The sequence below is a fragment of the Curtobacterium sp. ME12 genome, from assembly GCF_903970855.1.
GTDB classification, from domain to species: Bacteria; Actinomycetota; Actinomycetes; order Actinomycetales; family Microbacteriaceae; genus Curtobacterium; species Curtobacterium poinsettiae_A.
Genome location: NZ_CAJCKD010000011.1, coordinates 1 through 25,206 on the forward strand (window position 1 = coordinate 1; position 25,206 = coordinate 25,206).

At 70.7% G+C, this 25,206-nt stretch carries 20 protein-coding genes; 13 read left to right on the plus strand and 7 right to left on the minus strand.

From position 1 onward, the window contains the following. Positions 1-145 precede the first annotated feature (145 nt). Positions 146-613 carry a hypothetical protein gene (locus H7A73_RS07420; RefSeq protein ID WP_182065348.1) on the plus strand — a complete coding sequence of 156 codons (468 nt, stop codon included), beginning with the start codon at positions 146-148 and terminating at the stop codon, positions 611-613. Between the two features lie 107 nt (positions 614-720). Here H7A73_RS07420 and sucB read toward each other — a convergent pair whose 3' ends face one another. From sucB to H7A73_RS07435, 3 genes are all read right to left on the minus strand, one after another. Then, positions 721-2,235 carry a 2-oxoglutarate dehydrogenase, E2 component, dihydrolipoamide succinyltransferase gene (gene sucB, locus H7A73_RS07425; protein WP_182065349.1) on the minus strand — a complete coding sequence of 505 codons (1,515 nt, stop codon included), beginning with the start codon at positions 2,233-2,235 and terminating at the stop codon, positions 721-723. 73 nt (positions 2,236-2,308) lie between these two features. Beyond that, entirely contained in the window at positions 2,309-3,682 is a 1,374-nt protein-coding gene (gene lpdA, locus H7A73_RS07430; RefSeq protein ID WP_027465458.1) for a dihydrolipoyl dehydrogenase, read from the minus strand. A gap of 156 nt (positions 3,683-3,838) precedes the next feature. After that, a complete protein-coding gene (locus tag H7A73_RS07435; protein WP_182065350.1) occupies positions 3,839-5,329 on the minus strand; it encodes a leucyl aminopeptidase in 1,491 nt (496 codons plus the stop codon). 76 nt (positions 5,330-5,405) lie between these two features. Between H7A73_RS07435 and H7A73_RS07440 the strand changes: the two genes are divergently transcribed. From H7A73_RS07440 to H7A73_RS07460, 5 genes are all read left to right on the plus strand, one after another. After that, complete coding sequence (locus H7A73_RS07440) at positions 5,406-6,335, plus strand: proteasome assembly chaperone family protein (protein WP_182065351.1); 930 nt, start codon at positions 5,406-5,408, stop codon at positions 6,333-6,335. Positions 6,336-6,491: 156 nt separating this feature from the next. Next, positions 6,492-7,811 (plus strand): MFS transporter, encoded by a 1,320-nt coding sequence (locus H7A73_RS07445; protein ID WP_182065352.1) that lies wholly within the window; start codon positions 6,492-6,494, stop codon positions 7,809-7,811. A gap of 193 nt (positions 7,812-8,004) precedes the next feature. Next, entirely contained in the window at positions 8,005-9,264 is a 1,260-nt protein-coding gene (locus H7A73_RS07450; RefSeq protein ID WP_027465462.1) for an RNA polymerase sigma factor, read from the plus strand. A 6-nt stretch (positions 9,265-9,270) separates the two neighbouring features. Next, on the plus strand, positions 9,271-10,530 hold the full coding sequence (locus H7A73_RS07455) for a MurT ligase domain-containing protein (protein WP_176708723.1): 1,260 nt from the start codon (positions 9,271-9,273) through the stop codon (positions 10,528-10,530). Then, on the plus strand, positions 10,527-11,300 hold the full coding sequence (locus H7A73_RS07460; protein ID WP_182065353.1) for a type 1 glutamine amidotransferase: 774 nt from the start codon (positions 10,527-10,529) through the stop codon (positions 11,298-11,300). The genes H7A73_RS07455 and H7A73_RS07460 overlap by 4 nt, the downstream gene beginning before the upstream one ends. Before the next feature lie 94 nt (positions 11,301-11,394). Here the strand turns inward: H7A73_RS07460 and H7A73_RS07465 are convergent, their stop codons facing one another. After that, positions 11,395-11,619: a hypothetical protein gene (locus H7A73_RS07465; RefSeq protein ID WP_017886093.1), complete on the minus strand. Its 225-nt coding sequence runs from the start codon at positions 11,617-11,619 to the stop codon at positions 11,395-11,397. 167 nt (positions 11,620-11,786) lie between these two features. Between H7A73_RS07465 and H7A73_RS07470 the strand changes: the two genes are divergently transcribed. Further along, a complete protein-coding gene (locus H7A73_RS07470; RefSeq protein ID WP_182065354.1) occupies positions 11,787-13,913 on the plus strand; it encodes a type IIA DNA topoisomerase subunit B in 2,127 nt (708 codons plus the stop codon). Between the two features lie 244 nt (positions 13,914-14,157). Here the strand turns inward: H7A73_RS07470 and H7A73_RS07475 are convergent, their stop codons facing one another. Beyond that, entirely contained in the window at positions 14,158-16,644 is a 2,487-nt protein-coding gene (locus H7A73_RS07475) for a DNA topoisomerase (ATP-hydrolyzing) subunit A (protein ID WP_182065355.1), read from the minus strand. 43 nt (positions 16,645-16,687) lie between these two features. Between H7A73_RS07475 and H7A73_RS07480 the strand changes: the two genes are divergently transcribed. Beyond that, positions 16,688-17,854: an alkaline phosphatase family protein gene (locus H7A73_RS07480; protein WP_182065356.1), complete on the plus strand. Its 1,167-nt coding sequence runs from the start codon at positions 16,688-16,690 to the stop codon at positions 17,852-17,854. A gap of 53 nt (positions 17,855-17,907) precedes the next feature. Here the strand turns inward: H7A73_RS07480 and sepH are convergent, their stop codons facing one another. Next, positions 17,908-18,936 (minus strand): septation protein SepH, encoded by a 1,029-nt coding sequence (gene sepH, locus H7A73_RS07485; protein WP_182065357.1) that lies wholly within the window; start codon positions 18,934-18,936, stop codon positions 17,908-17,910. Positions 18,937-19,234: 298 nt separating this feature from the next. On the opposite strand from sepH, the gene H7A73_RS07490 reads away from it, so the two are divergent. After that, the gene (locus tag H7A73_RS07490) at positions 19,235-19,534 is read left to right on the plus strand and encodes a DUF4193 domain-containing protein (protein ID WP_017886098.1); all 300 of its coding nucleotides are present in this window, start codon (positions 19,235-19,237) and stop codon (positions 19,532-19,534) included. A 147-nt stretch (positions 19,535-19,681) separates the two neighbouring features. Here H7A73_RS07490 and H7A73_RS07495 read toward each other — a convergent pair whose 3' ends face one another. After that, the gene (locus H7A73_RS07495; protein ID WP_182065358.1) at positions 19,682-20,113 is read right to left on the minus strand and encodes a DUF3093 domain-containing protein; all 432 of its coding nucleotides are present in this window, start codon (positions 20,111-20,113) and stop codon (positions 19,682-19,684) included. Positions 20,114-20,176: 63 nt separating this feature from the next. Here H7A73_RS07495 and dut point away from each other — a divergent pair, with 63 nt between their 5' ends. From dut to acnA, 4 genes are all read left to right on the plus strand, one after another. Further along, positions 20,177-20,668 (plus strand): dUTP diphosphatase, encoded by a 492-nt coding sequence (gene dut / locus H7A73_RS07500; protein WP_071403948.1) that lies wholly within the window; start codon positions 20,177-20,179, stop codon positions 20,666-20,668. Beyond that, positions 20,665-21,387, plus strand: a complete 723-nt coding sequence (locus H7A73_RS07505; RefSeq protein WP_027465470.1) for a DUF3710 domain-containing protein — start codon at positions 20,665-20,667, stop codon at positions 21,385-21,387. Before dut ends, H7A73_RS07505 begins: the two co-directional genes overlap by 4 nt. A 32-nt stretch (positions 21,388-21,419) precedes the next feature. Then, positions 21,420-22,211, plus strand: a complete 792-nt coding sequence (locus tag H7A73_RS07510) for a DUF3159 domain-containing protein (protein ID WP_182065359.1) — start codon at positions 21,420-21,422, stop codon at positions 22,209-22,211. A 128-nt stretch (positions 22,212-22,339) separates the two neighbouring features. Beyond that, positions 22,340-25,174, plus strand: a complete 2,835-nt coding sequence (gene acnA / locus H7A73_RS07515) for an aconitate hydratase AcnA (protein ID WP_182065360.1) — start codon at positions 22,340-22,342, stop codon at positions 25,172-25,174. Positions 25,175-25,206: the final 32 nt, after the last annotated feature.

Genomic DNA, 25,206 nt, shown 5'->3' on the forward strand with positions numbered 1-25,206 from the left:
CTGCTGTGGACTCCGCGGTGCATCACACGGAGATCTCGACTTCTGTTTGTCTGTCGGTTCACTGCGATCCCCCACGCTCAGACTTGAACACGGCCCCGGCCTCTCTTGCCCCCCGCGACTCTCTCCCGCCCTCCCCGGTGCCGTCGTGCTCTGCGACCGCCCGACGAGCGCGACGAACCCGACCGTTGAAACCGACGCGACGACCCCGCCGCGCCCCGCGCACCCGGCGGATGCGACCCGGACCCTCGTGCTCGCGGCTCGGACCGTGTGGGACCGTGTCGACCCGGCCGACCCTGCCCAGGCCCCGGTGCTCGGAGCGTTGCAGGACGCCCTCGACGGTGACGGGCCGAGCGCACGAGCAGCGCTCGACGTCGTCCGTGCCGCCGCCGCGCCCCGGCCGTTCCGCTGGACCCCTGTGCCGAGCGACCTCGTGTTCGCCGAACCGCCGACACCGGACGGGCAGGAGGGACTGCTCGAGCGTCTCCGCGACGTGGTCGAGCACGGGGTCCCGCTCGGAGCCGATCGACGACTCCCGCTCCGCCGTGTGCTCGTGGGGCTCGTCGTCGCCGTCGGGTCGGTGGTCGCCGCCCTGACCCTGCTCGGCGGGGGGTGACGCGATGGGTGACGCGGCGGGTGACGCGGTGGATGACGTCGCCCCCGGAACGGGAACGGCCCCGGCTCCCACGAGGGGAACCGGGGCCGTCGGCCGTGCTGCTGGGATCAGTACCCGAGGTTCGGGGCGAAGTTGCCCTCTTCGAGACGGTTCTTCACCGCGACGAGGTACCGCGAGGCGTCCGCGCCGTCGATGATCCGGTGGTCGTACGACAGTGCCAGGTAGACGAACGAGCGGATGGCGATGGCCTCCTGGCCGTCGACCTTCACGACCGCCGGGCGCTTCGTGACGATGCCGGTGCCGAGGATCGCCGACTGCGGCAGGAACACCACGGGGGTGTCGAACAGCGCGCCACGCGAACCGGTGTTGGTCAGCGTGAACGTGCCGCCGGCCAGCTCGTCGGGCTTCAGCTGGTTGTTCCGGGTGCGCTCGGCGAGGTCCGCGATGGACTTCGAGAACTGCGCCAGGTCCAGCGAGGCCGCGTCCTTGATGACCGGGGTCAGCAGGCCGCGCTCGGTGTCCACCGCGATGGAGACGTTCTCGGTCTCCGGGTAGACGATCTCGTCGCCCTCGACCGTGGAGTTGATCTTCGGGTGGGCCTTGAGCGCCTCGGACGCCGCGAGGGCGAAGAACGGCATGAAGGAGAGCTTCGAGCCGGTCTTCTCGAGGAACTCCGCCTTGTGCGCGTCGCGGAACTGCGCCACCTTCGTGACGTCGACCTCGACGACGCTCGTGAGCTGCGCGGTCGAGGTCATCGACTGCACGGCACGCTCGGCCACCACCTTGCGCAGGCGGGTCATCTTCTCGCGGGTTCCGCGCAGCGGCGAGACCTCGGCGACGAACGGGCCGGACGCGGTGGCGGGTGCTGCTGCAGCCGGGGCGGCCGGGGCCTTCGCAGCGGCGGCGAGGACGTCCTCCTTGCGGATGCGCCCCCCGACACCGGAACCCGTGACCGTGGACAGGTCGACTCCCTGCTCGTTGGCGAGCTTGCGCACCAGCGGGGTGACGTAGCCGGAGGCCGCGCCGTCCTGCGTGGGGTTCGGCACCGCGGCGGCGGCGGTGGCGCTCGGCGCGGAAGCCGGAGCCGGCGCGGCTGCCGGAGCGGCCTGGGCCGGCACGGCTGCCGGCGGAGCGGCTGCGGGCGGCGGGACCGGCGCGGCGGCCGGGACCGGCGCTGCCGCGGGCGGGGCGGACGGTGCCTGCGGGGCGGCGGGCTGCGTCTGACCGGCGGGAGCGGGCTCGGGCTCCGTGGGCTCGGGCGCGGGGGTCTCGGCCTCCTGCTCCGTGCTCGGAGCGGCCTCGGGCTCCTCGGCGTCGGCAGCGGCGGCGTTCATGTCGTCGGCGCCGGAGTCGGACGAGTCCGAACCGCCGTCCGACGAGCCGGAGCCGTCACCGATCTTCACGAGGGCGGTGCCGACCTCGACGGTCTCGTCCTCCGGCACGAGGATCTCCTCGACGACGCCGGCGATCGGCGACGGGATCTCGGTGTCGACCTTGTCGGTCGAGACCTCGAGCAGCGGCTCGTCGACCTCGACCCGGTCACCGACGTTCTTCAGCCATCGGGTCACCGTGCCCTCGGTGACGCTCTCGCCGAGCGCCGGGAGGTTGACGGATTCGCTCATCGGGTGGACTCCTCTTCGCGGGGGATTGCAGTGGTTGTTGGTGTGGTTGTCACAGCGCGCTGACCGGTGCCGGTCACAGCGCGTGCAGCGGCTTGCCCGCGAGGTGCAGGAACGCCTCGCCGAGGGCTTCGTTCTGGGTCGGGTGACCGTGCACCAGGGGAGCGATGTCCTCGGGGTAGGCCTCCCAGTTCACGGCGAGCTGGGCTTCGCCGATGAGCTCGCCGACGCGGGCACCGATCATGCTGACGCCGACGACGGGTCCGTCCACGACGCGCACGACCTTGACGGAACCGGAGGTCCCGATGATGTGGCTCTTGCCGTTGCCGGCCAGGTTGTACTCGTACGAGTCGACCTTGTCGGCGCCGTACTGCTCTTCGGCCTTGGCCTGCGAGAGCCCGACCGACGCGACCTCGGGGTCGGAGTAGGTGATCTTCGGGATGTTCTTGTCCTCGATGACCACCGGGTTGAGGCCGGCGATCTCCTCGGCGACGAAGATGCCCTGCTGGAAGCCGCGGTGCGCGAGCTGCAGGCCGGGGACGATGTCGCCGACGGCGTAGACGTTCGGAATGTTGGTGGCGAGACGCTCGTTCGTGGTGACGAACCCGCGGTCCATCGCCACACCGACCTCGTCGTAGCCGACGTTCTGCGTGACCGGGCCACGGCCGACGGCGACGAGCAGGACGTCCCCGTCGAAGGTCTTGCCGTCCTCCAGCGTGACGACGACGCCGTTCTCGTGCTGCTCGACACCCTGGAACCGGACACCGAGCGAGAACTCGATGCCGCGCTTGCGGAACGCGCGCTCCAGCTGCTTCGACATCGACTCGTCCTCGGCGGGGACCAGGTGCGGCAGGCCCTCGACGATGGTGACCTCGGCCCCGAAGGACTTCCAGACGCTGGCGAACTCGACGCCGATGACGCCGCCGCCCAGGATGACGACCTTGTTCGGGACGTAGTCCATGCGGAGCGCGGTCTCGCTGGTGATCACGCGGCCGCCGATCTCGAGCCCGGGCAGGGACTTCGAGTAGGAGCCGGTCGCGAGCACGATGTTCTTGCCGGTGACGGTCTGGTCGCCGACCTGCACGGTGTTCTGGGAGGTCAGACGACCCCAGCCCTCGACCACGGTGATGCCGCGGGCCTTGATCAGGCCCTGCAGGCCCTTGTACTTGGAGTTGATGACGCCCTGCTGGTAGTCGATCACCTTGGGCACGTCGACCCCGGCGAACTCAGCGATCACACCGTACTTCTCGGCGTCACGCGTGCCGTCGGCGATCTCCGCGGCGTGCAGCAGCGCCTTGGTCGGGATGCAGCCGCGGTGCAGACACGTCCCTCCGAGCTTGTCGCCCTCGATGAGCGCGACGCTCATGCCGAGTTCGGCGGCCCGGAGCGCAGCGGCGTACCCACCACTCCCGCCACCGAGGACAACGACGTCGTAAGTCTGTTCCGTCACCTGGTGCAACTCCCTCGTGCGTGTCGGGCCGATCGGGCCCTACGTGGACACCGCGGAGGGCGGCGTCCGACGGTCGGACCGCGTGGTTCCGGTCCCGTCCCGTGCAGTACCGGTGGGAGGCGCGTCGGTGCGCCGATCCCACCGGTACCAAACCTACTACTCGGACTGGAGGTCTTCTGCGAGAGCGATGAGCGTCCGGACCATCACGCCCGTCGCACCCTTGCCCAACCAGGCGTACCCGCCGCCCTTGTTCTCCGACGGACCCGCGATGTCGAGGTGCGCCCAGGGGACACCCTCGCCGGCGAAGCGCTCGAGGAACTTGCCCGCGAGCAGCATGCCGCCGGCCGGGTTGCCCACCGTGGCGTTGACGATGTCGGCGACGTCGCTGGACAGCCGGGCCTCGAGTTCCTCGGGCAGCGGCATCGGCCAGATCGGCTCCGCGACGCCCTCGGCGACGGCGCGGACCTTCGCGACGAGGTCGTCGCTGCCCATCAGGCCGGTGGTGCGGTCGCCGAGCGCGACGACCTGGGCACCGGTCAGCGTGGCGACGTCGACGAGCGCGTCGGGCTGCTCGAGCGACGCGGCGGCCATCCCGTCGCCGAGCACCAGGCGGCCCTCGGCATCGGTGTTCGTGACCTCGACCGTGGTGCCGTTCTTCAGCGTCAGGACGTCGCCCGGGCGGGTCGCGGTGCCGGAGGGCATGTTCTCGGCGAGGGCGAGCCACGCGGTCACGCGCACGTCGAGGCCCAGGCGGGCGGCGGCGACGGTCGCGGCGAGCACCGTGGCGGCACCGGTCATGTCGGTCTTCATGCCGAGCATCGACGCCGCCGGCTTGAGCGAGAGGCCGCCCGAGTCGAAGGTGATGCCCTTGCCCACGAGGGCGAGGTGCTTCGTGGCGGACTCCGGCGAGTACCGGACGACGACCAGGCGCGGGGGACGCGCCGAACCACGGCCGACGCCGAGGATGCCGCCGAAGCCCTGCTCCTCGAGCGCCTGCTCGTCGAGGACCTCGACGGTCAGCGGCAGGTCGGAGGCGAACCCGCTCGCGACGTCGGCGACGTCCTGCGGCCCGAGGTCGCCCGCGGCGGTGTTCACGAGGTCGCGCACGAGCGACGCGGCGTCGGCGACGATGGCGGGACGCACGGCGGCGTCGGCGGCGACGTCCGCGGGTGCGACGACCTCGATGCGCTGGTCGCCGCGGGCCGGGGCCTTGGTGCCGGCGCCCTTGTGCCGGGTGAAGGCGTACGCACCGAGCGCCGCGCCCTCGAGGGCGGCGTCGACGAGCTCGGCCGAGTCGGTGGGCAGGGCGAGCGTGATCGAGTCGACCCGGGGGAGCTGGCGGACGGCGCTGCCGGCCGCAGCACGGATCGCCGCGGCACCCGTGGCGGACCCGAGCCCGATCAGCGCGACCGACTTCGCACCGACGCCGGTGGCGGGCAGGCGGACGAGCTGGTCCTTCGCGCCGGTGACCCCGATCGCGGCGAGGTCGAGGCCGGCGAGGGCGTCGAGCGCGCCCAGGGCGGTGGGAGCGAGCACGGCGGTGCTGTCGGCCTCGCCGGACGAGCCCGGACGGACCCCGACGACGAGCACGTCGGCGGTGGTGGCCTCGGGTGGTGAACTGGTGGTGGAGAGCGTCGGTCGGACCATGCTCCAACCCTACCGACGGCCTGTTCGCTGTCGGCGTGGTCGTCGCGCACCGGTGACGTCGGAGGCCCCGCCTAGCATGGGGACGGTGAACCACCCCGAGGAGCTCTACACGTTCGACGCGGACGCCCCGACCGTGCCAGCAGGGTTGCACCTGATCGCCGGGCTGACCGGCTTCGCCGATGCCGGATCGGCGGTCGCGCAGGTGACGAACTCCGTCCTCGAGGACCTCGACACCGAGCTCGTCGCCGAGTTCGACCCCGACGTGCTGCTCGACTGGCGGGCCCGTCGCCCGGTCATCACCTTCGAGCACGACCACATCAGCGCCGTCGAGCCGCCACGGTTGGCGCTGCACCTGGTGCGCGACGAGATCGGCCAGCCGTTCCTGTTCCTGTCGGGCTACGAGCCGGACTTCCAGTGGAACCGCTTCGTCCGCGCCGTCACCGGGCTCGCCGCCGACCTGCAGGTGGCCGACACCACGTGGGTGCAGTCCATCCCGATGCCGGTCCCGCACACCCGTCCGATCGGCCTCACCGTCTCCGGCACCCGGGCCGACCTGGTCGAGCAGATGAGCGTCTGGAAGCCCGAGACCCAGGCGCCGGCGAACGTCCTGCACCTGGTCGAGCACCGCCTCGCCGAGACGGGCGCGCAGGTCACCGGGCTCGTGCTGCTCGTGCCGCACTACCTGTCCGACACCGAGTTCCCCGACGCCGCCGTCGCGGCGCTCTCCGGCATCGCCGCCGCGACCGGGCTCATCTTCCCGACGGACGCCCTGCGCGAGTCGGGTCGCGAGTTCCTCGCCCGCGTCGAGGAGCAGGTGGCCGGGAACCCCGAGCTGCAGCGCCTGGTGTCCGTGCTCGAGGAGCGGCACGACACGTACATGGAGGGCAACCCCGTCGCGTCGCCGCTCACGGGCGTGGACGGCGAGGTGCCGACCGCCGACTCGATCGCGGCCGAGCTCGAGCGCTTCCTCGCCGACCGACGCACCCAGGGCGACGCGACCGACTGACCGTCGCGGGGTCCGGACGTCCCCCAGGGCGGCCTGGAGGCCCGTGGCGGCCCCGCACCGCGCCTCCAGGCCGTCCCCTGGTCGCCCGCACGACGTGGCGCGCGTCGACGACGCTCGTCGCGCATCGACGCGGGGAGGCGTCGGTAGCCTGGTCCGGTGAACTCCCGTCGTGCCTTCCTGATCTGGGGCGTCGCGGTCCTCGCGTACGTCCTCGCCGTGGTGCAGCGGTCCTCCCTCGGGGTCTCCGGAGTCGACGCGCAGGACCGGTTCGCCGTCTCCGCCGCGGTCCTGTCCACCCTGGCCGTGGTGCAGATCGCCGTCTACGCGGGGCTCCAGATCCCGGTGGGGATCGCCCTCGACCGCGTGGGCCCGCGCCGGCTGGTGCTCCTCGGCGCCGCGCTGCTGGTCGTCGGACAGGCGATCGTCGCGGTGTCCCCGTCCATCGGGCCGGCCATCGCGGGGCGGGTGCTCGTCGGTGCCGGTGACGCGATGACCTTCATCTCGGTCATCCGTCTGGTGCCGATGTGGTTCAGCGGCCGGATCCTCCCGCAGATCTCGCAGTGGACGGGCAACCTCGGGCAGATCGGCCAGATCCTGTCGGCGTTCCCGTTCGCGGTGCTCCTGCACACGGTGGGCTGGACGCCGGCGTTCGGCGTCGCGGCCGCTGCCAGCGCCGTGGGCATGGTGCTCGCAGCGGTCTTCGTGCGGAACGGTCCCGTGCCGGTGCGGACGGACACGATCCCGCTGCCGCACTCGTGGGGCGCCGCGTTCCGCACCTTCGGGCACGCGCTCCGGCGCCCGGGCACGCAGCTCGGGTTCTGGTCGCACTACGTCACGCAGTCGTCGGGCACGGTGTTCTCGCTGCTGTGGGGTGTCCCGATGCTCCGGGGGCTCGGGTACTCCCCGGGTGAGGCGGCGGGCTTCCTCACGATCATCGTGGTCGTCGGGTTCGTCGCCGGTCCGGTGCTCGGCGTGCTCTGCGCGCGGTTCCCGATGCGCCGGTCGAACCTGGTGCTCGGCGTCGTCGTCCTGCTCGCGGTGCTCTGGACGGCGATCCTGCTCTGGCCCGGGCACCCGCCGACGTGGCTGCTCGTGCTGCTCGTCGTCGCGATGGGGATCGGCGGGCCCGGTTCCCTGATCGGCTTCGACTTCGCCCGGTCCTTCAACCCGGTCGGCTCGCTCGGCTCGGCGAACGGCGTCGTGAACGTCGGCGGGTTCCTGGCGGCCTTCGTGATGATGTACCTGATCGGCGTCCTCCTCGACGTTGCTGCGCGGGCGTCGGGCACCGAGGTGTTCGCCTGGGAGAACTTCCGGATCGCCCTCACCGTGCAGTACGTCGTGGTCGGTCTGGGCGTCGGGATGCTGCTGCACGCGCGCCGTCGGACCCGCCGGGTGCTGCACTCGGAAGAGGGAATACGCGTCGGGCCGCTCTGGGTTGCACTCGTTGCACGCCTGCGGAAGCGGCACGTGCAATAATGATCACGGACCCGTTCGGGCCCCCTGTCTGTCGGAACACTTCGGTGCGCCGGTGAACTCGGGGGACTTGACATGGGTCCTAGTGCTGCCCGGAACGGTAGGACTCGTACGACGCGGGGGACTGCGGCGCGGGACCTGGGCGGCGAGGGAGGCCACGACCCCACGAACGTGGCACGACGAGAGAGGTGATCGCATGGCTGCCCGGAGCACGACGATCGATCCCACGAAGGACACCGAGCCCGAGGGCGCCGTGGCAGAGGACGCCACGGACACCGAGGGCACCGCAGCGCCGAAGAAGCGTGCCACGAAGGCCCCCGCCAAGAAGGCGCCCGCCAAGAAGGCAGCACCCAAGGCGAAGAAGACCGACGCCGTCGACGAGGCGATCGCCTCCGACGAGCCCGTCGAGGAGCCGACCGACGAGGCCGACGACACCGACGACAAGACGGCCAAGCCGGACGCCGCTGCCGCGGTCGCCGCCGGTGCGCTCGTCATCTCGCAGACCGACGACGACGAGGCGCCGGTCTACTCGACGACCATCACGGGCGCCACGGCCGACCCGGTGAAGGACTACCTCAAGCAGATCGGCAAGGTCGCCCTGCTCAACGCCGAGCAGGAGGTCGAGCTCGCGATGCGCATCGAGGCCGGCCTGTTCGCCGAGGACAAGCTGCAGCACGCGACGGGGCTGTCGAAGCCCGCCGAGCGCGAACTGCGCTGGGTCGCCCGTGACGGACAGCGTGCGAAGTCGCACCTGCTCGGCGCGAACCTCCGCCTGGTCGTCTCGCTCGCGAAGCGCTACACCGGTCGTGGGATGCAGTTCCTGGACCTCATCCAGGAGGGCAACCTGGGCCTGATCCGTGCGGTCGAGAAGTTCGACTACACGAAGGGCTTCAAGTTCTCGACCTACGCGACGTGGTGGATCCGTCAGGCCATCACCCGTGCCATGGCCGACCAGGCCCGCACCATCCGCATCCCGGTGCACATGGTCGAGGTCATCAACAAGCTCGCCCGTGTCCAGCGCCAGATGCTGCAGGACCTCGGTCGCGAACCCACTCCGGAAGAGCTCGCCCGCGAGCTCGACATGACCCCGGAGAAGGTCGTCGAGGTCCAGAAGTACGGCCGCGAGCCGATCTCGCTGCACACGCCCCTGGGTGAAGACGGCGACTCGGAGTTCGGTGACCTCATCGAGGACACCGAGGCGGTCGTGCCGGCTGACGCGGTGGGCTTCACGATGCTGCAGAAGCAGCTCGAGAGCCTGCTCGACTCCCTGTCCGAGCGCGAGGCGGGCGTCATCCGCATGCGCTTCGGCCTCGGTGACGGCCAGCCGAAGACCCTCGACCAGATCGGTGACACGTTCGGCGTGACGCGCGAGCGCATCCGTCAGATCGAGTCCAAGACGATGGCGAAGCTCCGCCACCCGTCGCGGTCGCAGTCGCTGCGCGACTACCTCGAGTAAGCCGGCATGCGCTTCTTCATCCCGATCCTGATCGGGCGGATCCTCCGTGCCCTCGCCCGCGCGAGGGGCGGCGGGTCCGCCTACCCCGGGTACATCGTCCTGAAGCTCGTGCCGGACTTCCTGCAGCACGTGACGAAGCAGTTCCCGAACGGCGTCGTCTTCGTGCTCGGGTCGAACGGCAAGTCGACGACGACGCACATGATCTCCGACATCGTCCGGGCGCACGGGCTGCGGGTCTTCACGAACCCGTCCGGCGCGAACCTGCCGCAGGGCATCGCGTCGGCCCTGCTGTCCGAGGTGTCGCTGACCGGGCGGCTCAAGGCCGACATCGGCATCCTCGAGGTGGACGAGGCCTTCGCGGTCGAGCTAGCCGGCATCCTGTCGCCCTCGACGGTGACGATGCTCAACGTGCAGGTCGACCAGCTGTACCGGTTCTTCGAGACCGAGCGCGTGGCGACGATGATGCTCGACACCGCCGCACTGTCGACGGCGAACGTCATCACGAACCACGACGACCAGTTCCTCGATGGCTACTCCGGCACCCCCGGGCAGCGCGTCCTGCGGTTCGGTGCGAGCGACGAGGTCATCGCCGCGGCACCGAACGGCCTGCAGAACGCCGACTCGTTCGACGCCGGTGACCGTGCCCAGCACACCGCCGACGCCGAGGTCGTGGCCCACACTGGCGACGGCGCGACGATCCGCTTCGACGGCGCCGAGATCCCGGTCCGGCTGCCCGCCCGCGGCCTGCACTACGCGGTCGACGCCGCTGCGGCCACCGCGACGGCCAGTGCGGCCCTCGGCGCGCAGTTCCGTGCCGACGCCGTGACCAAGGCCTTCGGCACGATGAAGCCCGCCTACGGCCGCGGAGAGCGTCTGCCGATCGCGGGTGAGTCCGCCGAGTTCACGATGTTCAAGAACGCCGCGAGCCTGCAGCTCAACCTCGACGCCCTGCCGGACCAGCCCGAACAGGTCCTCATGGCGATCGACGAGGGCACGCCCGACATCTCCTGGATCTACGACATCGACTTCTCGAAGCTCGACCACGTGGACGTCGTCTCCGGGGACAAGGCGTGGCAGATCGCGATCGCGCTCGAGCACGCCGGTGTCCGCATCGGCCGGGTCGAGCCCGACGTCGAGGCAGCCATCAAGCACATGGAGCAGCTCGGCTCGACGACCCGCGGGACGAAGAACTTCATCGTCAACTACGAGATCATGATGATCGCCCGCAAGGCCCTGGGCCACCCGGACATGGAGAAGACCGCATGACGGCCGACCGGCTGACCATCCTGCACGTCTACCCCCGGCAGATGGGCGTCTCGGGTGACCGTGGCAACGTCGCGGCCCTGGCCCGCCGTGCGGCCGCCGCGGACATCGAGACCCAGGTCCTCGAGTACGCGCCCGGTGACGAGCTTCCGACCATGGCGGACGTCGTCGTGATCGGCAACGGACCGCTCAGCGCGATGCGTTCCCTGGGTGACGACGTCACCCGCATCGGCGGCGCGCTCCGTGCGTTCGCGACCGATGGTGTGCCGGTGCTCGCCGTCGGCGGTGGGTTCGACCTCGCGACGAACGAGGTCGTGCCGACCGAGGGCGGGCCGGTCGCGGGCTTCGGCGTGTTCGACGCCCGAGCCGTCCGTGGTGCCGAGCGCCGCGTGAACTACTTCGTCCTCGAGACCCGGTACCCGCTGCTCCCCGGCGCACCGAAGCGTCTCGCCGGCTTCGAGGACCACGCCACCACGATCGAGCTCGCGGCCGGGGTCAGCCCGTTCGCCGACGTCGTGTCCGGTGGCGGCAACCAGGCGGGAGCCCCGGTCGAGGGTGCGATCGTCGGCACGTCGTTCGGCACACACACGCAGGGTCCGATCCTGCCGCTCAACCCGCAGCTGACCGACGGTGTCCTCGCCGCGGCCACCGCACGGCTGGGCCGCGAGTACGCGCCGGACCCGGAGCAGACGGCGACCATCGACCGCTACGCACGCGAAGCGCGCGCGACGGTCGACCGCTACGTCGACAAGGCGTTCAAGCGCATCGCCTGACGGCGGTTCGCCGTGGACGTCGAGCGCGTCCACGCAGAGACGGGAGGCGCGGTGCCAGCTGGCACCGCGCCTCCCGTCTTCGTGTCGGTCGCGACTACTTCGACTCGTAGAGTCGGCTGCTCTCGTCGTGCCACTCGATGGCGGTCGCCGCGAGCTTGTCCTTGAACTCGGCGCCGTGGTGGGCGCAGAAGTAGAGCTCGCCGCTCGACATGGTGGCTCGGATGTAGGCCTGCGCCCCGCAGCTGTCGCAACGGTCGGCGGCGGTCAGCTGGTGGTTGCTGACTTCGTCGATGGAGGGGTCCTGCACGGTCTGGGTCATTGCTGTGCTCCTCACGGATCGCAGGTGGTGCCGGGTGGTTGCACCATTTCAACACGTGATGCCTGAGAGCGACGCATTGTCGGGGCCTGTTTCGCTCAGCGCGGATCGCTTGGCCCCAGTGCGAGTGTCCACACGGTGCTGTCGGTGCCGCTCGGTAAACTCCGACGGTGAGCTCCGACTACTCCGCACGCCATCTCTCCGTCCTCGAAGGGCTCGAGGCGGTCCGGAAGCGGCCGGGCATGTACATCGGCTCGACGGACTCCCGGGGCCTCATGCACTGCCTGTGGGAGATCATCGACAACTCGGTCGACGAAGCCCTCGCGGGGCACGGCGACGAGATCGGTGTCGTGCTGCACGCCGACGGCTCGGTCGAGGTCCGGGACACCGCGCGAGGCATCCCCGTCGACGTCGAACCGAAGACCGGTCTGACCGGGGTCGAGGTCGTGTTCACCAAGCTGCACGCCGGCGGCAAGTTCGGTTCGGGGTCGTACGCGGCCTCGGGCGGCCTGCACGGCGTCGGCGCCTCGGTGGTGAACGCGCTGTCGGAGCGCCTCGACGTCGAGGTCGACCGGGCCGGCAAGACGTACGCCATGTCGTTCCACCGCGGCGAGCCCGGCATCTTCGACGACAGCACGGGCATCGGACCGGACGCTCCGTTCGCGCCCTTCACCTCGGGCAGCGAGCTGCGAGTGGTGGGCAAGGTCAAGAAGGGCGTCACCGGTTCCCGGATCCGTTACTGGGCGGACCGCCAGATCTTCACCGCCGACGCCCGGTTCAGCACCGACGACCTGGTCACCCGTGCACGGCAGACCGCGTTCCTCGTGCCCGGCCTCGGCATCACCATCACCGACGAGCGCGCGGCGTCGATCGACGCCGCTGCCGCGCGGGCCGAGGCGACGGGCACCACGGTGGGCGCCGGGCCGGTGGTGGAGCGCTTCCGGTACGAGGGCGGGATCGGTGAGTTCGTCGAGCACCTCGCCGTTGACAGCCCCCTCACCGACGTCTGGCGCGTGCAGGGGACCGGCACCTTCACCGAGACCGTGCCGATGCTCGACGACAAGGGCCACATGGTCTCCACCTCGGTCGAGCGCGAGTGCGAGGTCGACCTGGCGCTCCGCTGGGGCAGTGGCTACGAGACGGTGTTCCGCAGCTTCGTCAACATCATCGCGACGCCGAAGGGCGGGACCCACCAGGCCGGGTTCGAGTCCGGCGTCGTCAAGGCGGTCCGCGCCCAGGTCGAGGCGAACGCCCGCAAGCTCAAGGTCGGGCAGGACAAGCTCGACAAGGACGACGTCCTCGCCGGCATGACCGCCGTGCTGACCGTGCGGTTGCCGGAGCCGCAGTTCGAGGGGCAGACGAAGGAGATCCTCGGCACCCCGGCGGTCCGGAAGATCGTCGACCAGGTCGTGTCGAAGCGCATCACCGAGATCCTCACCTCGACGCAGCGCACCGAGAAGGCACAGTCGGCGGCCCTGCTCGAGAAGGTCGTGTCCGAGATGAAGACGCGCATCTCGGCGCGGGCCCACAAGGAGACGCAGCGCCGCAAGAACGCGCTCGAGAACTCCTCGCTGCCGACGAAGCTCGCCGACTGCCGCTCGCAGGAGACCGAAGGCACCGAGCTCTTCATCGTCGAGGGTGACTCGGCGCTGGGCACCGCGAAGCTCGCCCGCAACAGCGAGTACCAGGCACTGCTGCCGATCCGCGGCAAGATCCTCAACGTGCAGAAGGCGTCCGTGTCGGACATGCTCTCGAACGTCGAGTGCGCGTCGATCATCCAGGTGATCGGCGCCGGTTCCGGCCGCACGTTCGACATCGACCAGGCCCGCTACGGGAAGATCATCATCATGTCGGACGCCGACGTCGACGGTGCCCACATCCGCACGCTGCTGCTGACGCTGTTCTTCCGGTACATGCGGCCGATGATCGAGCAGGGCCGCGTCTTCGCCGCCGTGCCACCGCTGCACCGGGTCGTCGTGGTGAACCGCGGCAAGCCGAACGACACGCTGTACACGTACTCCGAACAGGAGCTGCAGACGGTGCTGAAGAAGCTCGAGAAGACGGGCAAGAAGTACCAGGAGCCGATCCAGCGGTACAAGGGCCTCGGCGAGATGGACGCGGACCAGTTGGCCGAGACCACGATGGACCGCGCGCACCGCACCCTGCGCCGGGTCAACGTCACCCATGCCGAGGGCGCGGCGAAGGTGTTCGAGTTGCTCATGGGCAACGACGTGGCACCGCGCAAGGAGTTCATCCTGGCGGGCGACGGCCTGGACCGCGACCGCATCGACGCGTAGCGCGCGGCGGAAGCGACACCGCTCGGCCGACGCACGCGGTCCATCCCGCAAGAGCGACAGAACCCCGCCGACCGTTGGCGGGGTTCTGTCGCTTCTGGGACGGCGGACCGGAGGCCCGTGGCGGTGCCGTCCCGCGCCTCCTGGCCGCTGTCGTCTGCGTTCTCAGGCGCGGGGCGACGCGCCACGGGGTGCCGAGCGCGTGAGGTGGCGCCAGACGCTGAACGTGGCGGACGCCAGCGCGCGCCTACGCCTCGCCTGCGGTGCCGTCGAGCGTCGCGGCGCTGCCACCGATCGAGCCGATGACCGCCTCGAGCGGGGCGCCGGACCCGTCGCGCTTCGACAGCCAGTCGGGCAGGGTCCGCGCGGCGCCGTCCGTGCCGACGGCGTGCGGCGGCGCGATGCCCGCCCATCCCACGGTGAGCCCGTCCTCGCCCTTCAGGAACGCGTGCGCCCGGACACCCTGGGTGGCACGGCCCTTCGCCGGGAACTCCGACAGGGCGGAGACCTTGGCACGGCCGGCGTCGGTGCCGGGCAGGGCTGTCGAGGTGGTGGACACCGTGGCGACCACGGCGTCGTCGGATCGTGCGACCGAGCCGAACCAGATCACCGAGGCACCGTCGGCGAGGGCCATGCCGGCCACTCCACCGGCGGGCAGCCCCTGCGCGCGGACGACGGACGCCGGGAACCGCAGCAGCTGCGCGTTCGAGCTGATGAACACGAGATCGTCGGACTCGGGCGCCTGCGCGGCACCGACCACGTGGTCGCCGGGCTTCAGACCGATCGCGACGAATTCGGGCTTGTCCGGCCAGACGCCGGGGACGACGCGCTTGACGACGCCCTGCGCGGTGCCGATCGCCAGCGAGTCCGACGACGCGCCGGACAGGTCGACGATCGCCACGACGGTCTCGCCCTTGGTGAGCGCCAGGAAGTCGGTGACCCGGACGCCGGCGTCGAGCCGGACCGCGGCGGGCGGCACGGCGGGGACGTCGACGGGGGAGAGTCGTAGGACCCGACCGGTCGAGGTGATCGCGCCGATCTGCCCCCGCACCGTGCTCACCACGGCGGAGCGGACGGCGTCGTGCTTGGAGCGCTTCGGCACGCGGACGATGCCGAGTTCCGACGTCGGGATGTCGACGCGGATGAGCCGTCCGGTGGTCGAGAGCAGCACGCGGCAGGGGGAGTCGGCGATCTGCAGGGACTCCGGGTCGACCGCGGCCTTCCGACCGCCCTTGACCGGGGCGTCGGCCTCGGTGAGCAGCGTGCGGCGCGGGGTCGCGAACCTGTCGGACACCTCGGTCAGCTCGAGGGCGACCTGCGCGCGGAGCCGCTCGTCGGATGCCAGGAGTTCTTCGAGGGCGGCGATGTCGGCGAGCAGCTGGTCGCGCTCGGCCTCGAGCTCCATCCGCGAGAACTTCGTCAGGCGGCGCAGGCGCAGCTCGAGGATGTACTCGGCCTGCACCTCGGACAGGTCGAAGACGTCGCGCAGGCGGTTGCGCGCCGCCTCGGAGTCGTCGGAGGTGCGGATGACCTGGATGACCTCGTCGATGTCGAGGATCGCGATGAGCAGGCCCTCGACCAGGTGCAGCCGTTCCTTGCGCCGTGCCAGCCGGTACTGCGACCGCCGGGTGACGACGTCGAGCCGGTGCTGCACGTAGACGTCGAGCAGCTCACGGAGCCCGAGGGTGCGCGGTGACCCGCCGACCAGGGCGACGTTGTTGATGCCGAAGCCGTCCTCGAGCGGGGTGTGCTTGTAGAGCTGCTCGAGGACGGCGGTGGGGTTGAAGCCGCTCTTGATGCCGATGACGAGCCGGAGCCCGTGGTTGCGGTCGGTCAGGTCGTTGACGTCGGAGATGCCGACGAGCTTCTTGGACTGGACGCCGTCCTTGATCTTCTCGATGACGCGTTCGGGGCCGACGAGGTACGGCAGCTCGGTGACGACGAGCCCGACCTTGCGCGGCGTGAGGTTCTCGACGCTCACCTTCGCGCGGGTGCGGAACGAACCACGGCCGGTGGCGTAGGCGTCGCGGACCCCGGAGAGCCCGACGATCGTGCCGCCGGACGGCAGGTCGGGGCCGGGCACGAACTCCATGAGCTCTTCGAGGCTGGCCTGCGGGTTCATGAGCAGGTGCTTCGCCGCCTCGACCACTTCGCCCAGGTTGTGCGGCGCCATGTTCGTCGCCATGCCGACCGCGATGCCCGAGGCGCCGTTGACGAGCAGGTTCGGGAACGCCGCCGGCAGCACGCCCGGCTGCATGATCTGGTTGTCGTAGTTCGGGACGAAGTCGACGACGTCCTCGCCGAGGCCCTCGGTCATCGCCATCGACGGTTCGGCGAGCCTGGCCTCGGTGTACCGGGCGGCAGCGGGGCCGTCGTCGAGCGAGCCGAAGTTGCCGTGGCCGTCGACGAGCGGCACGCGCATCGTGAACGGCTGGGCCATCCGCACCAGCGCGTCGTAGATCGCGCCGTCGCCGTGCGGGTGCAGCTTGCCCATCACCTCGCCGGTGACGCGGGCGCTCTTGACGTGTCCGCGATCGGGCCGCAGCCCCATCTCGGCCATCTGGTACAGGATGCGACGCTGCACCGGCTTCAGGCCGTCGCGGGCGTCGGGCAGCGCCCGCGAGTAGATGACGGAGTACGCGTACTCGAGGAAGGAGCCCTGCATCTCCTCGGAGACGTCGACGTCCTCGATGCGCTCACCGTCGGGCAGGCCGACTACGTCCGTGCGTGCCATGGCACCTTTCTGGAGAACCGGAGTCGTCTGGGAGACTCGTGGGATGGGAACAAGCGTACCGACGGCCCCCGACGCCGTCGCGAACCTCGCCGACGTCTTCCCGAGTTGCCTCGTGGCGCTCGGCGCTGCGGACGACGCGTGGTTGCGGAACGACGGCCTGGAGGCCCGGATCACCCTCCGCCCCGCCCGCTCGGCGATCGTCGTGCTGGTCGACGGCCTCGGTTCCGCCGCGCTGGCGGCCCGCGCCGGGCATGCCCGCTGGCTGACCGGCGCGAAGGGCACCGGCACCGCGAAGAAGCTGCGGAGCGGGTTCCCGACCACGACCGCGGCCGCGCTGAGCACCCTGACCACCGGCCGGTCGCCCGGCACGCACGGCGTCATCGGCTACAGCGGCTGGAACCCGGACACCGGTGCCGTGATGAACCTGCTCGGCGGCTGGGACACCGAGGTCCCCGCGGACTGGTTCCTGACCCGGACCCTGTTCACCCGGGCCGCGGAGCTCGGGCTCGACCCCGTCGTCGTCGGGCCGGACCGGTACCGCTCGTCCGGGATGACCGCGAACGTGCTCGGCGGCGCACGGTACGTGTCGGCGGACACGATCCCACAGCGCATCGACGCGGCACTGGCCGAGACCGCCACCGGCCGCTCGCTCGTCTACCTGTACGTGCCGGAGCTCGACTCCATCGGACACAAGCACGGCTGGCAGTCCGACCGGTGGACGGCTGCCCTCGAGCTGCTCGACGGGGAACTCGTCCGCCTCGATGCCCGGACCGCCGCCGACGTGGGGGTCCTGGTGACGGCGGACCACGGTGTGCTCGACGTGCCGGACCACGCGAACATCGCCATCGACCCGCTACTGCTCACCGACGTGGTCGGCGTCGCGGGCGACCCTCGCTGCCGCCAGCTCACCGTCGCACCCGGCACGGACGTCCGCGCCCTCGTCGGCGCGTTCCGGGCCCGCTACGGCAAGAAGGCGTACGTCGCCAGCCGTGCCGAGGCGATCGAGGCCGGGTGGTTCGGGCAGGTGTCCGACCAGGTGCTGCCGCGGATCGGCGACGTGCTCGTCGTGGCGCGTGGCTCGTGGGCGTTCAACGACGACCGTGCCCTGCGCGAGGACGAGACGCCGAAGCGCATGGTCGGCCAGCACGGGGCGATGACCGACGAGGAGACTATCGTCCCGCTCCGGCTCGCCGGCGCGTTCTCCCACTAGCGTCGCCAGCGCCCGCGCGAGGCGTCAGCGCCGACGGTCGGTGGGCGTGCCGGTCAGGCCGGGTCGTCGTCCGGACGGGTGCCGAAGACGATCTCGTCCCAGCTCGGCATCGAGCGGCGGTTGCGCTTCTTGCGTTCGCCGCGGCTCTCGGGCTCCGGCGCCGAGGCCGGGCGGGCGTCGGACGACTGCGGTGCGGTGTCGTGGGCGCCGCCGTCCTCGAAGCCCTGCAGCGGGATGTCGACGACGCTGATGGAGGTGCCGCGGGCTGGCTCGTCGCGCTGTTCGCCGAAGGACGCTGCTTCGCGCTCACCCCGGCGACGGCGGAGCGCCTCGAGCAGGTCGGCGGTCTCGTTGCCGGGAGCGCGCTCTTCCACAGCGGCCTGGCCGATGCGGGGCAGCGGTGCACGGAGCGGCGCGTGCTGGGACGGCTCGGGCTCGGCGGCCGGCTGCTCCGGCTCGTCGACGCGGAAGGCGCCGGAGTCGAACCGGGTGCCGTCGTCGTCCTGCTGCTCGAACTCGACCGCACGCAGCCGCGGGGCGATGCCCTCGTCGTCGGTGTGCGACAGCCGGTGTGCGTCACCGTTGTCCGGCGCCAGGGTCGAGGTCTTCGGGTCGAAGTGCCACTGGGCGTCGTGCTCGACCTCGCCAGCGGTGTAGCGGACGCGGACCTGCCAGCCGCTCTCCGGGTGCTTCCAGGAACCCCAGGTGATCGCGGTGGCCTCGCCGGCCTCGAGCTTCGCGGTGATCGCGGGGCCGAAGGTGTCGGGGGCCTCGTCGTCGACCGGGGTGACCGGCACGCGGTGCGAGGCGTCGAGGATGAAGGCACGCTCGGCGAGGACCGGGCCCTCGAAGCGGCGGACGTACTCGACGTCGACGTCGAGCGCGGCGGCCACGTCGGCGGCGTCGGCGCCACCACGGATGCGCGCCTGGACGTCCTTGGGGGAGACCCGCTTCTGCGGACCGGCGTCGGGGTTCGCCTGGCGCACCTGGCCTGCCAGCGACGACGTGACGGGCAACCGGAACTCGGTGCCGCCGTCGGTCGCCAGGAGGAGTGCGCCGGACTCGACTCCGATGACTCTCACGTCTTGCATGGTTCCGCCTTCCCAGCGTCGCGTACGGTCCTGCTGTCGTACCCCGTGAGTATGCAGGGACGACGGGCGGTTTCCGGGGAGGCGCACGGGCGTGCCGCGGACATCCGCACGGCTGATCCCGGGCACACGGCGCTCCGGCAACGGGTGTCGGGAATGTCCGGTTCCGGCCCTGGGTTGCACAGCCAGCACGACCCGCCGCAGCACTCGGTTTGCGCTCTGGCGGGGCGTGGTGCAAACTGTCGCCGCCGATCACCCGGCGACGACCTCTCGATACGAGAAATGGATGGGCATGGCCACCGATTACGACGCCCCCCGGAAGACCGACGACAACTCTGACTCAGAGTCGATCGAGGCCCTCAAGGAGCGCGTTCCCGACAAGATGTCGGGGGTCGTCGACGATGATTCCGACAACCCCGGCAGCTTCGAACTCGCCGGACAGGACCTCAGCGACGTCGACCTCGACGTCGTGGTGCTGCCCCCGCAGGTCGATGAGTTCACCTGCGTCGAGTGCTTCCTCGTGAAGCACCGCTCCCAGCTCGACCACGAGTCGAAGCTCGGACCGGTCTGCGCGGAGTGCGCTTCGCTCTAGCGAGCACAGCCGCTTCGATCGAGCGCAGCCGCGTCGCTCTCGACGCAACGATCAGCGAAGGCCCCGCATCCTCCAGGGATGCGGGGCCTTCGTCGTGTGCTGCGAGGCGGGGCCGAGCCGCGCCTCCAGGCCGTGGGCCGTGGTCCGTCAGGACCGCAGCGCCTCGACGACCTTGCCCGGGTGTCGGACGCTGACCAACCAGTAGGGGGTCGGGTCCGCGTCATCGCGCACCTCGACCTTGACGACCCCGCGCACGTAGCCGCGGAAGAGGGTCCAGGCGCGGGCGTCGAGTGCCGGCCCGCGCTGCTCGGTGGCCGCTGCACCCTCGAACGCCTCGGTCGTGCCGACCAGCGTGCGGGGGAGGTGTGCCCTGCCCGCCCTGAACTCGGTGTCGGTGACCTCGATGGTGGGTGCGAGTGCCCACAGGAGGACCAGGACCCCGAGCTCCATCCCGATCGCCACGAGGACGCCGGCCAGGACGCTGATGGGGAGGAAGACGAGCAGGGTGGCGGGGATGACGAGCGCCGTCGCCAGGTAGAGGGCGGGCGGGGCCCAGAGTCGTTCGCGGTACAGGGTCACGGGTCCATTCGATCACGAGCGAGCGAGGTCACGGAACGGTCACGGCTGCACTACCCTCGTCACGTGACCGAACCAGTCGACGTCCTCTGGACCGGGGAGCACGCTCCCGGCCACGCCCACCCCGGCGACGCGGGTGCCGATCTCGTCTCCACCGAGGCCTTCGTGCTGCAGCCGGGCGAGCGACACCTGGCCGCCACGGGGCTGCGCATCGCGCTGCCCGAGGGGTACGCCGCGTTCGTGGTCCCGCGGAGCGGCCTGGCGGCGAAGCACGGCATCACGATCGTGAACAGCCCCGGCACGGTCGACTCCGGCTACCGCGGGGAGATCAAGGTCGCCCTGCTCAACACCGACCAGACGGAACCGTACGAGGTGCACGTCGGCGACCGCATCGCCCAGTTGATCGTGATGCCGGTGCCGCAGGTGACCTACACCCGGGTCGACGACCTGCCGGACAGCGTCCGCGGACAGGGCGGGTTCGGCTCGTCGGGCTACGGTGACCGGAGCGACGCCGTGACCGGTGCCGCCGCAGACGCTCAGGAAGGAACGCGCGCATGAAGTTCGGCCGACGCAAGCGGGACGAGGTCGAGGTGGCGGACGCCGTCGCCGACGACATCGAGGTCGCGGACACGTCCCCCGAGGTCGACATCGCGACGGATGCCGACGCGGACCTCGACGAGGTCGACGCGGTCGCCCCGACGGACAAGTCCGCCCCGGAGGACCGCGCCGAGAACGGCCCCCACGACGAGACCGAGGCGAACCTGGTCCGCCCCTACGTCGACCTGGGCGGAGTGAAGGTGCTCCCGCGCGAGGGCCTGCACCTGCGCCTCGAGGTCGAGGAGGGCTCGCAGCGCGTCGTCGCGGTCGGGCTCGACTACGACGAGTCCACGCTGCAGGTCCAGCCGTTCGCGGCGCCCCGGTCCACCGGCCTGTGGCACGAGATCCGCGCGCAGATCGCCGAGCAGATCGAGCGCCAGGGCGGTGTCGTGACCGAGGTCGACGGGCCGTTCGGCCCCGAGCTCCGCGCGTCCGTCCCGGTCGCGGTGGACGGCGACGGCGGCACGGCCGGCTCCCGTCCGGCCCGCTTCGTCGGCGTCGACGGCCCGCGCTGGTTCCTCCGCGGCGTGATCGCCGGCAAGGCCGCCGAGCAGCCCGACGACGCGAGCGAGATCGAGGAGCTGTTCCGCAGCGTCGTCGTCGTGCGCGGCACGACGCCGATGCCGCCGCGCGACCTCATCCCGCTGCACATGCCCAAGTCGACGCAGACCGCGATCTGACGCACTGACGACCAACCCCGCCTGGAGGCACGGTGCCGGACCACGACGACACCCCACGACCCGAGACGGCTGGCTCCGACCCCGCTGCACCGGCAGCTGCGTCATCGGCGACGCCGTCGGCCGCGCCGTCCTTCTCCGCGCAGTTCCGCGACGCCGTGCAGAACGCGGGCATCGCCCGCGTCGCGCCCGGTGAGGCACCGTCCGGCCGCGCGCTGCTCGGCGCGGTCGGCGGGGTGCGCGGGCTCTGCGAGTCGGTGCTGCCCGGGTTCGCGTTCCTGGTCGTCTACGCGATCACGAAGGAGCTCGTGCCGAGCGTCGTGATCCCGGTGGCCGTCGGCCTGGTGTTCGTGGTGCTGCGGCTGCTGCAGCGGCAGTCGGTGACGATGTCGTTCGCGGGCATCCTCGGCGTCGCGGTGTCGGCCGGTCTCGCACTGATCACCGGCCGAGCGGAGAGCAACTTCATCCCCGGGATCGTCATCAACGCGGTCTGGCTCGTCGGGCTGCTGATCACGCTGGCGATCCGCTGGCCGCTCATCGGGCTCGTCGTCGGGTTCCTGCTGCCGGCGAACGAGGACGGATCGCACGTCGACTGGCGCGCGGATCCCGTCAAGCGTCGCGTGCTGACGGTCGCCACCTGGATCTGGGTCGGGCTGTTCGCGGTCCGGCTCGCGGTGGAGGTCCCGCTGTACCTGACGGCGCAGGTCGAACTGCTCGCCGGGCTGAAGCTCATCCTCGGCGTACCGCTGTACGCGGCGGTGCTCTGGGTGACGTGGCTGCTGGTCCGCACCGTGTTCGTCCGACGCGACGACGTCGCCCCGGTGTAGAGTTCTCTCGACATCAAGATAGTTCTCGCAGGGCGCGCACGCGTCCTCGGGATTAGGTTTGCCTTGCTGGTGGGACGGTCCACGGCCCGCGAGGATGAGGGCAAACCGATCAGTAGGGAGGCGGCACGGTGGCTGCAGTCAATAGCTTCGGCTCGAAGGACACACTGTCGGTTGGGGGTGTCGACTACGCGATCCACCGGATCGACTCGGTTCCCGGGCACGAGAAGTTGCCCTACAGCCTGAAGGTGCTGCTCGAGAACCTCCTCCGCACCGAGGACGGCAAGAACGTCACCGAGGGACAGATCCGGGCGCTCGGCTCCTGGCGGCCCGACGCGGAGCCCGACACCGAGATCCAGTTCTCCCCGGCACGCGTCGTCATGCAGGACTTCACGGGTGTGCCGTGCATCGTCGACCTCGCCACCATGCGCGAGGCCATGGCGGACATCGGTGGCGACCCGAACAAGATCAACCCGCTGTCCCCGGCCGAGATGGTCATCGACCACTCCGTCATCGCCGACCTGTTCGGCAGCACGGACGCCCTGCAGCGCAACACCGACCTGGAGTACGAGCGGAACGGTGAGCGCTACCAGTTCCTCCGCTGGGGCCAGACCGCGTTCGAGGACTTCAAGGTCGTCCCGCCGGGCACCGGCATCGTCCACCAGGTGAACATCGAGTACCTGGCGAAGGTCACCTACACGCGCGACTTCGACGGCGAGACCTACGCGTACCCGGACACCCTGGTCGGCACCGACTCGCACACCACGATGGTGAACGGCCTCGGCGTGCTCGGCTGGGGCGTCGGCGGCATCGAGGCCGAGGCCGCGATGCTCGGCCAGCCCGTGTCGATGCTCATCCCGAAGGTCGTCGGCTTCAAGCTCTCCGGTGCGATCCCGGCCGGCGTGACCGCGACCGACGTGGTGCTCACCATCACGCAGGAGCTCCGCAAGCACGGCGTCGTCGGCAAGTTCGTCGAGTTCTACGGCGAGGGCGTCGGCGCCGTCCCGCTCGCCAACCGCGCCACCATCGGCAACATGTCGCCCGAGTTCGGTTCGACGGCGGCGATCTTCCCGGTCGACGACGTCACGCTGGACTACCTGCGACTGACCGGTCGCGACGAGGCACAGATCGCCCTGGTGGAGGCGTACTCCAAGGCCCAGGGGCTGTGGCACGACGCCACGGTCGAGCCGAACTACTCCGAGTACATGGAGCTCGACCTCTCCACGGTCGTGCCCTCCATCTCGGGCCCCAAGCGCCCGCAGGACCGCATCGAGCTCACGAACGCGAAGAGCCAGTTCGAGCTCGACCTGAACAACTACACGACGCCGTCCGAGCAGACCGACCTCGACGACGCGGTCGAGGAGACGTTCCCGGCCTCCGACCCGATCGCCGCCGGTTCGACGAACGAGGACACGGCGCTGCACGAGCACGTGCACGTGTCGAGCGCACCGTCGACCGCCTCGGCGCCGACGAAGGTCGCGATGGACGGGGCCGACCCGTTCACGATCGACCACGGTGCCGTCGCGATCGCCGCCATCACGTCGTGCACGAACACGTCGAACCCGTCGGTCATGATGGCCGCCGGCATCCTCGCCCGGAACGCCGCGAAGAAGGGCCTCACCGCGAAGCCCTGGGTGAAGACCACCCTCGCGCCCGGGTCGAAGGTCGTCACCGACTACTACGAGAAGGCCGGTCTCACCACCTACCTCGAGCAGCTCGGCTTCTACACGGTCGGCTACGGCTGCACCACCTGCATCGGCAACTCGGGCCCGCTGCCCGAGGAGATCTCGCAGGCCGTGCAGGACAACGACCTCGCCGTCACCGCGGTGCTCTCGGGCAACCGCAACTTCGAGGGCCGGATCAACCCCGACGTCAAGATGAACTACCTGGCGTCCCCGCCGCTGGTCATCGCCTACGCCCTCGCCGGGTCGATGCACTTCGACTTCGACAAGGACGCCCTCGGGCAGGACCAGGACGGCAACGACGTCTACCTGACCGACATCTGGCCCGACGCGGCCGAGGTGCAGCAGGTCATCGACACCTCGATCGACACCGAGATGTTCACCCACGAGTACGGCTCCGTGTTCGAGGGCGACGACCGCTGGAAGAACCTGCCGACCCCGACGGGTGACACCTTCGAGTGGGACCAGGAGTCGACCTACGTCCGGAAGCCCCCGTACTTCGAGGGCATGACGATGCAGCCCGACGCGGTGTCGGACATCTCCGGTGCCCGGGTGCTCGCGAAGCTCGGCGACTCGGTCACGACCGACCACATCTCGCCGGCCGGTTCGATCAAGGCCGACAGCCCCGCCGGCCAGTACCTCGCCGAGCACGGCGTCGACCGCAAGGACTTCAACTCCTACGGCTCGCGTCGCGGCAACCACGAGGTCATGATCCGCGGCACGTTCGCGAACATCCGTCTGCGCAACCAGCTGCTCGCGTCCGCCAACGACGGCGCTGGCGTGGAGGGCGGCTACACCCGCGACTTCACGACGCCCGACGGTGCCCAGTCGTTCATCTACGACGCCTCGCAGCACTACCAGGAGCAGGGCATCCCGCTCGTCATCTTCGGCGGCAAGGAGTATGGCTCCGGCTCATCCCGCGACTGGGCGGCCAAGGGCACGAACCTGCTCGGTGTCCGTGCGGTCATCACCGAGAGCTTCGAGCGGATCCACCGCTCGAACCTCATCGGCATGGGCGTCGTCCCGCTGCAGTTCCCGGCGGGGGAGACGGTCGAGTCCCTCGGGCTCGACGGCACCGAGGTCGTCTCGATCTCCGGGCTGACCGAGCTGAACGAAGGCCGCACCCCGAAGACGGTGCACGTCACCGCGACGCCGAGCGAGCACTCGCCGGCCGGCAAGCAGCCGGTCGAGTTCGACGCGGTCGTCCGCATCGACACCCCCGGTGAGGCCGACTACTACCGCAACGGCGGCATCCTGCAGTACGTGCTCCGTTCGCTCGTCTGACCGACGGGCGCACGGGCCGCTGACGCGACCAC

Bases quoted from the DNA above. Each gene is read 5' to 3' on its own strand.
- H7A73_RS07505 (WP_027465470.1), top strand. From the start codon at position 20,665: ATGAAGTTCGGCCGACGCAAGCGGGACGAGGTCGAGGTGGCGGACGCC.
- H7A73_RS07435 (WP_182065350.1), bottom strand. From the start codon at position 5,329: ATGGTCCGACCGACGCTCTCCACCACCAGTTCACCACCCGAGGCCACC.
- H7A73_RS07440 (WP_182065351.1), top strand. From the start codon at position 5,406: ATGGGGACGGTGAACCACCCCGAGGAGCTCTACACGTTCGACGCGGAC.
- H7A73_RS07480 (WP_182065356.1), top strand. From the start codon at position 16,688: ATGGGAACAAGCGTACCGACGGCCCCCGACGCCGTCGCGAACCTCGCC.
- H7A73_RS07460 (WP_182065353.1), top strand. From the start codon at position 10,527: ATGACGGCCGACCGGCTGACCATCCTGCACGTCTACCCCCGGCAGATG.
- H7A73_RS07455 (WP_176708723.1), top strand. From the start codon at position 9,271: ATGCGCTTCTTCATCCCGATCCTGATCGGGCGGATCCTCCGTGCCCTC.
- sucB (WP_182065349.1), bottom strand. From the start codon at position 2,235: ATGAGCGAATCCGTCAACCTCCCGGCGCTCGGCGAGAGCGTCACCGAG.
- H7A73_RS07450 (WP_027465462.1), top strand. From the start codon at position 8,005: ATGGCTGCCCGGAGCACGACGATCGATCCCACGAAGGACACCGAGCCC.
- H7A73_RS07465 (WP_017886093.1), bottom strand. From the start codon at position 11,619: ATGACCCAGACCGTGCAGGACCCCTCCATCGACGAAGTCAGCAACCAC.
- H7A73_RS07475 (WP_182065355.1), bottom strand. From the start codon at position 16,644: ATGGCACGCACGGACGTAGTCGGCCTGCCCGACGGTGAGCGCATCGAG.
- H7A73_RS07490 (WP_017886098.1), top strand. From the start codon at position 19,235: ATGGCCACCGATTACGACGCCCCCCGGAAGACCGACGACAACTCTGAC.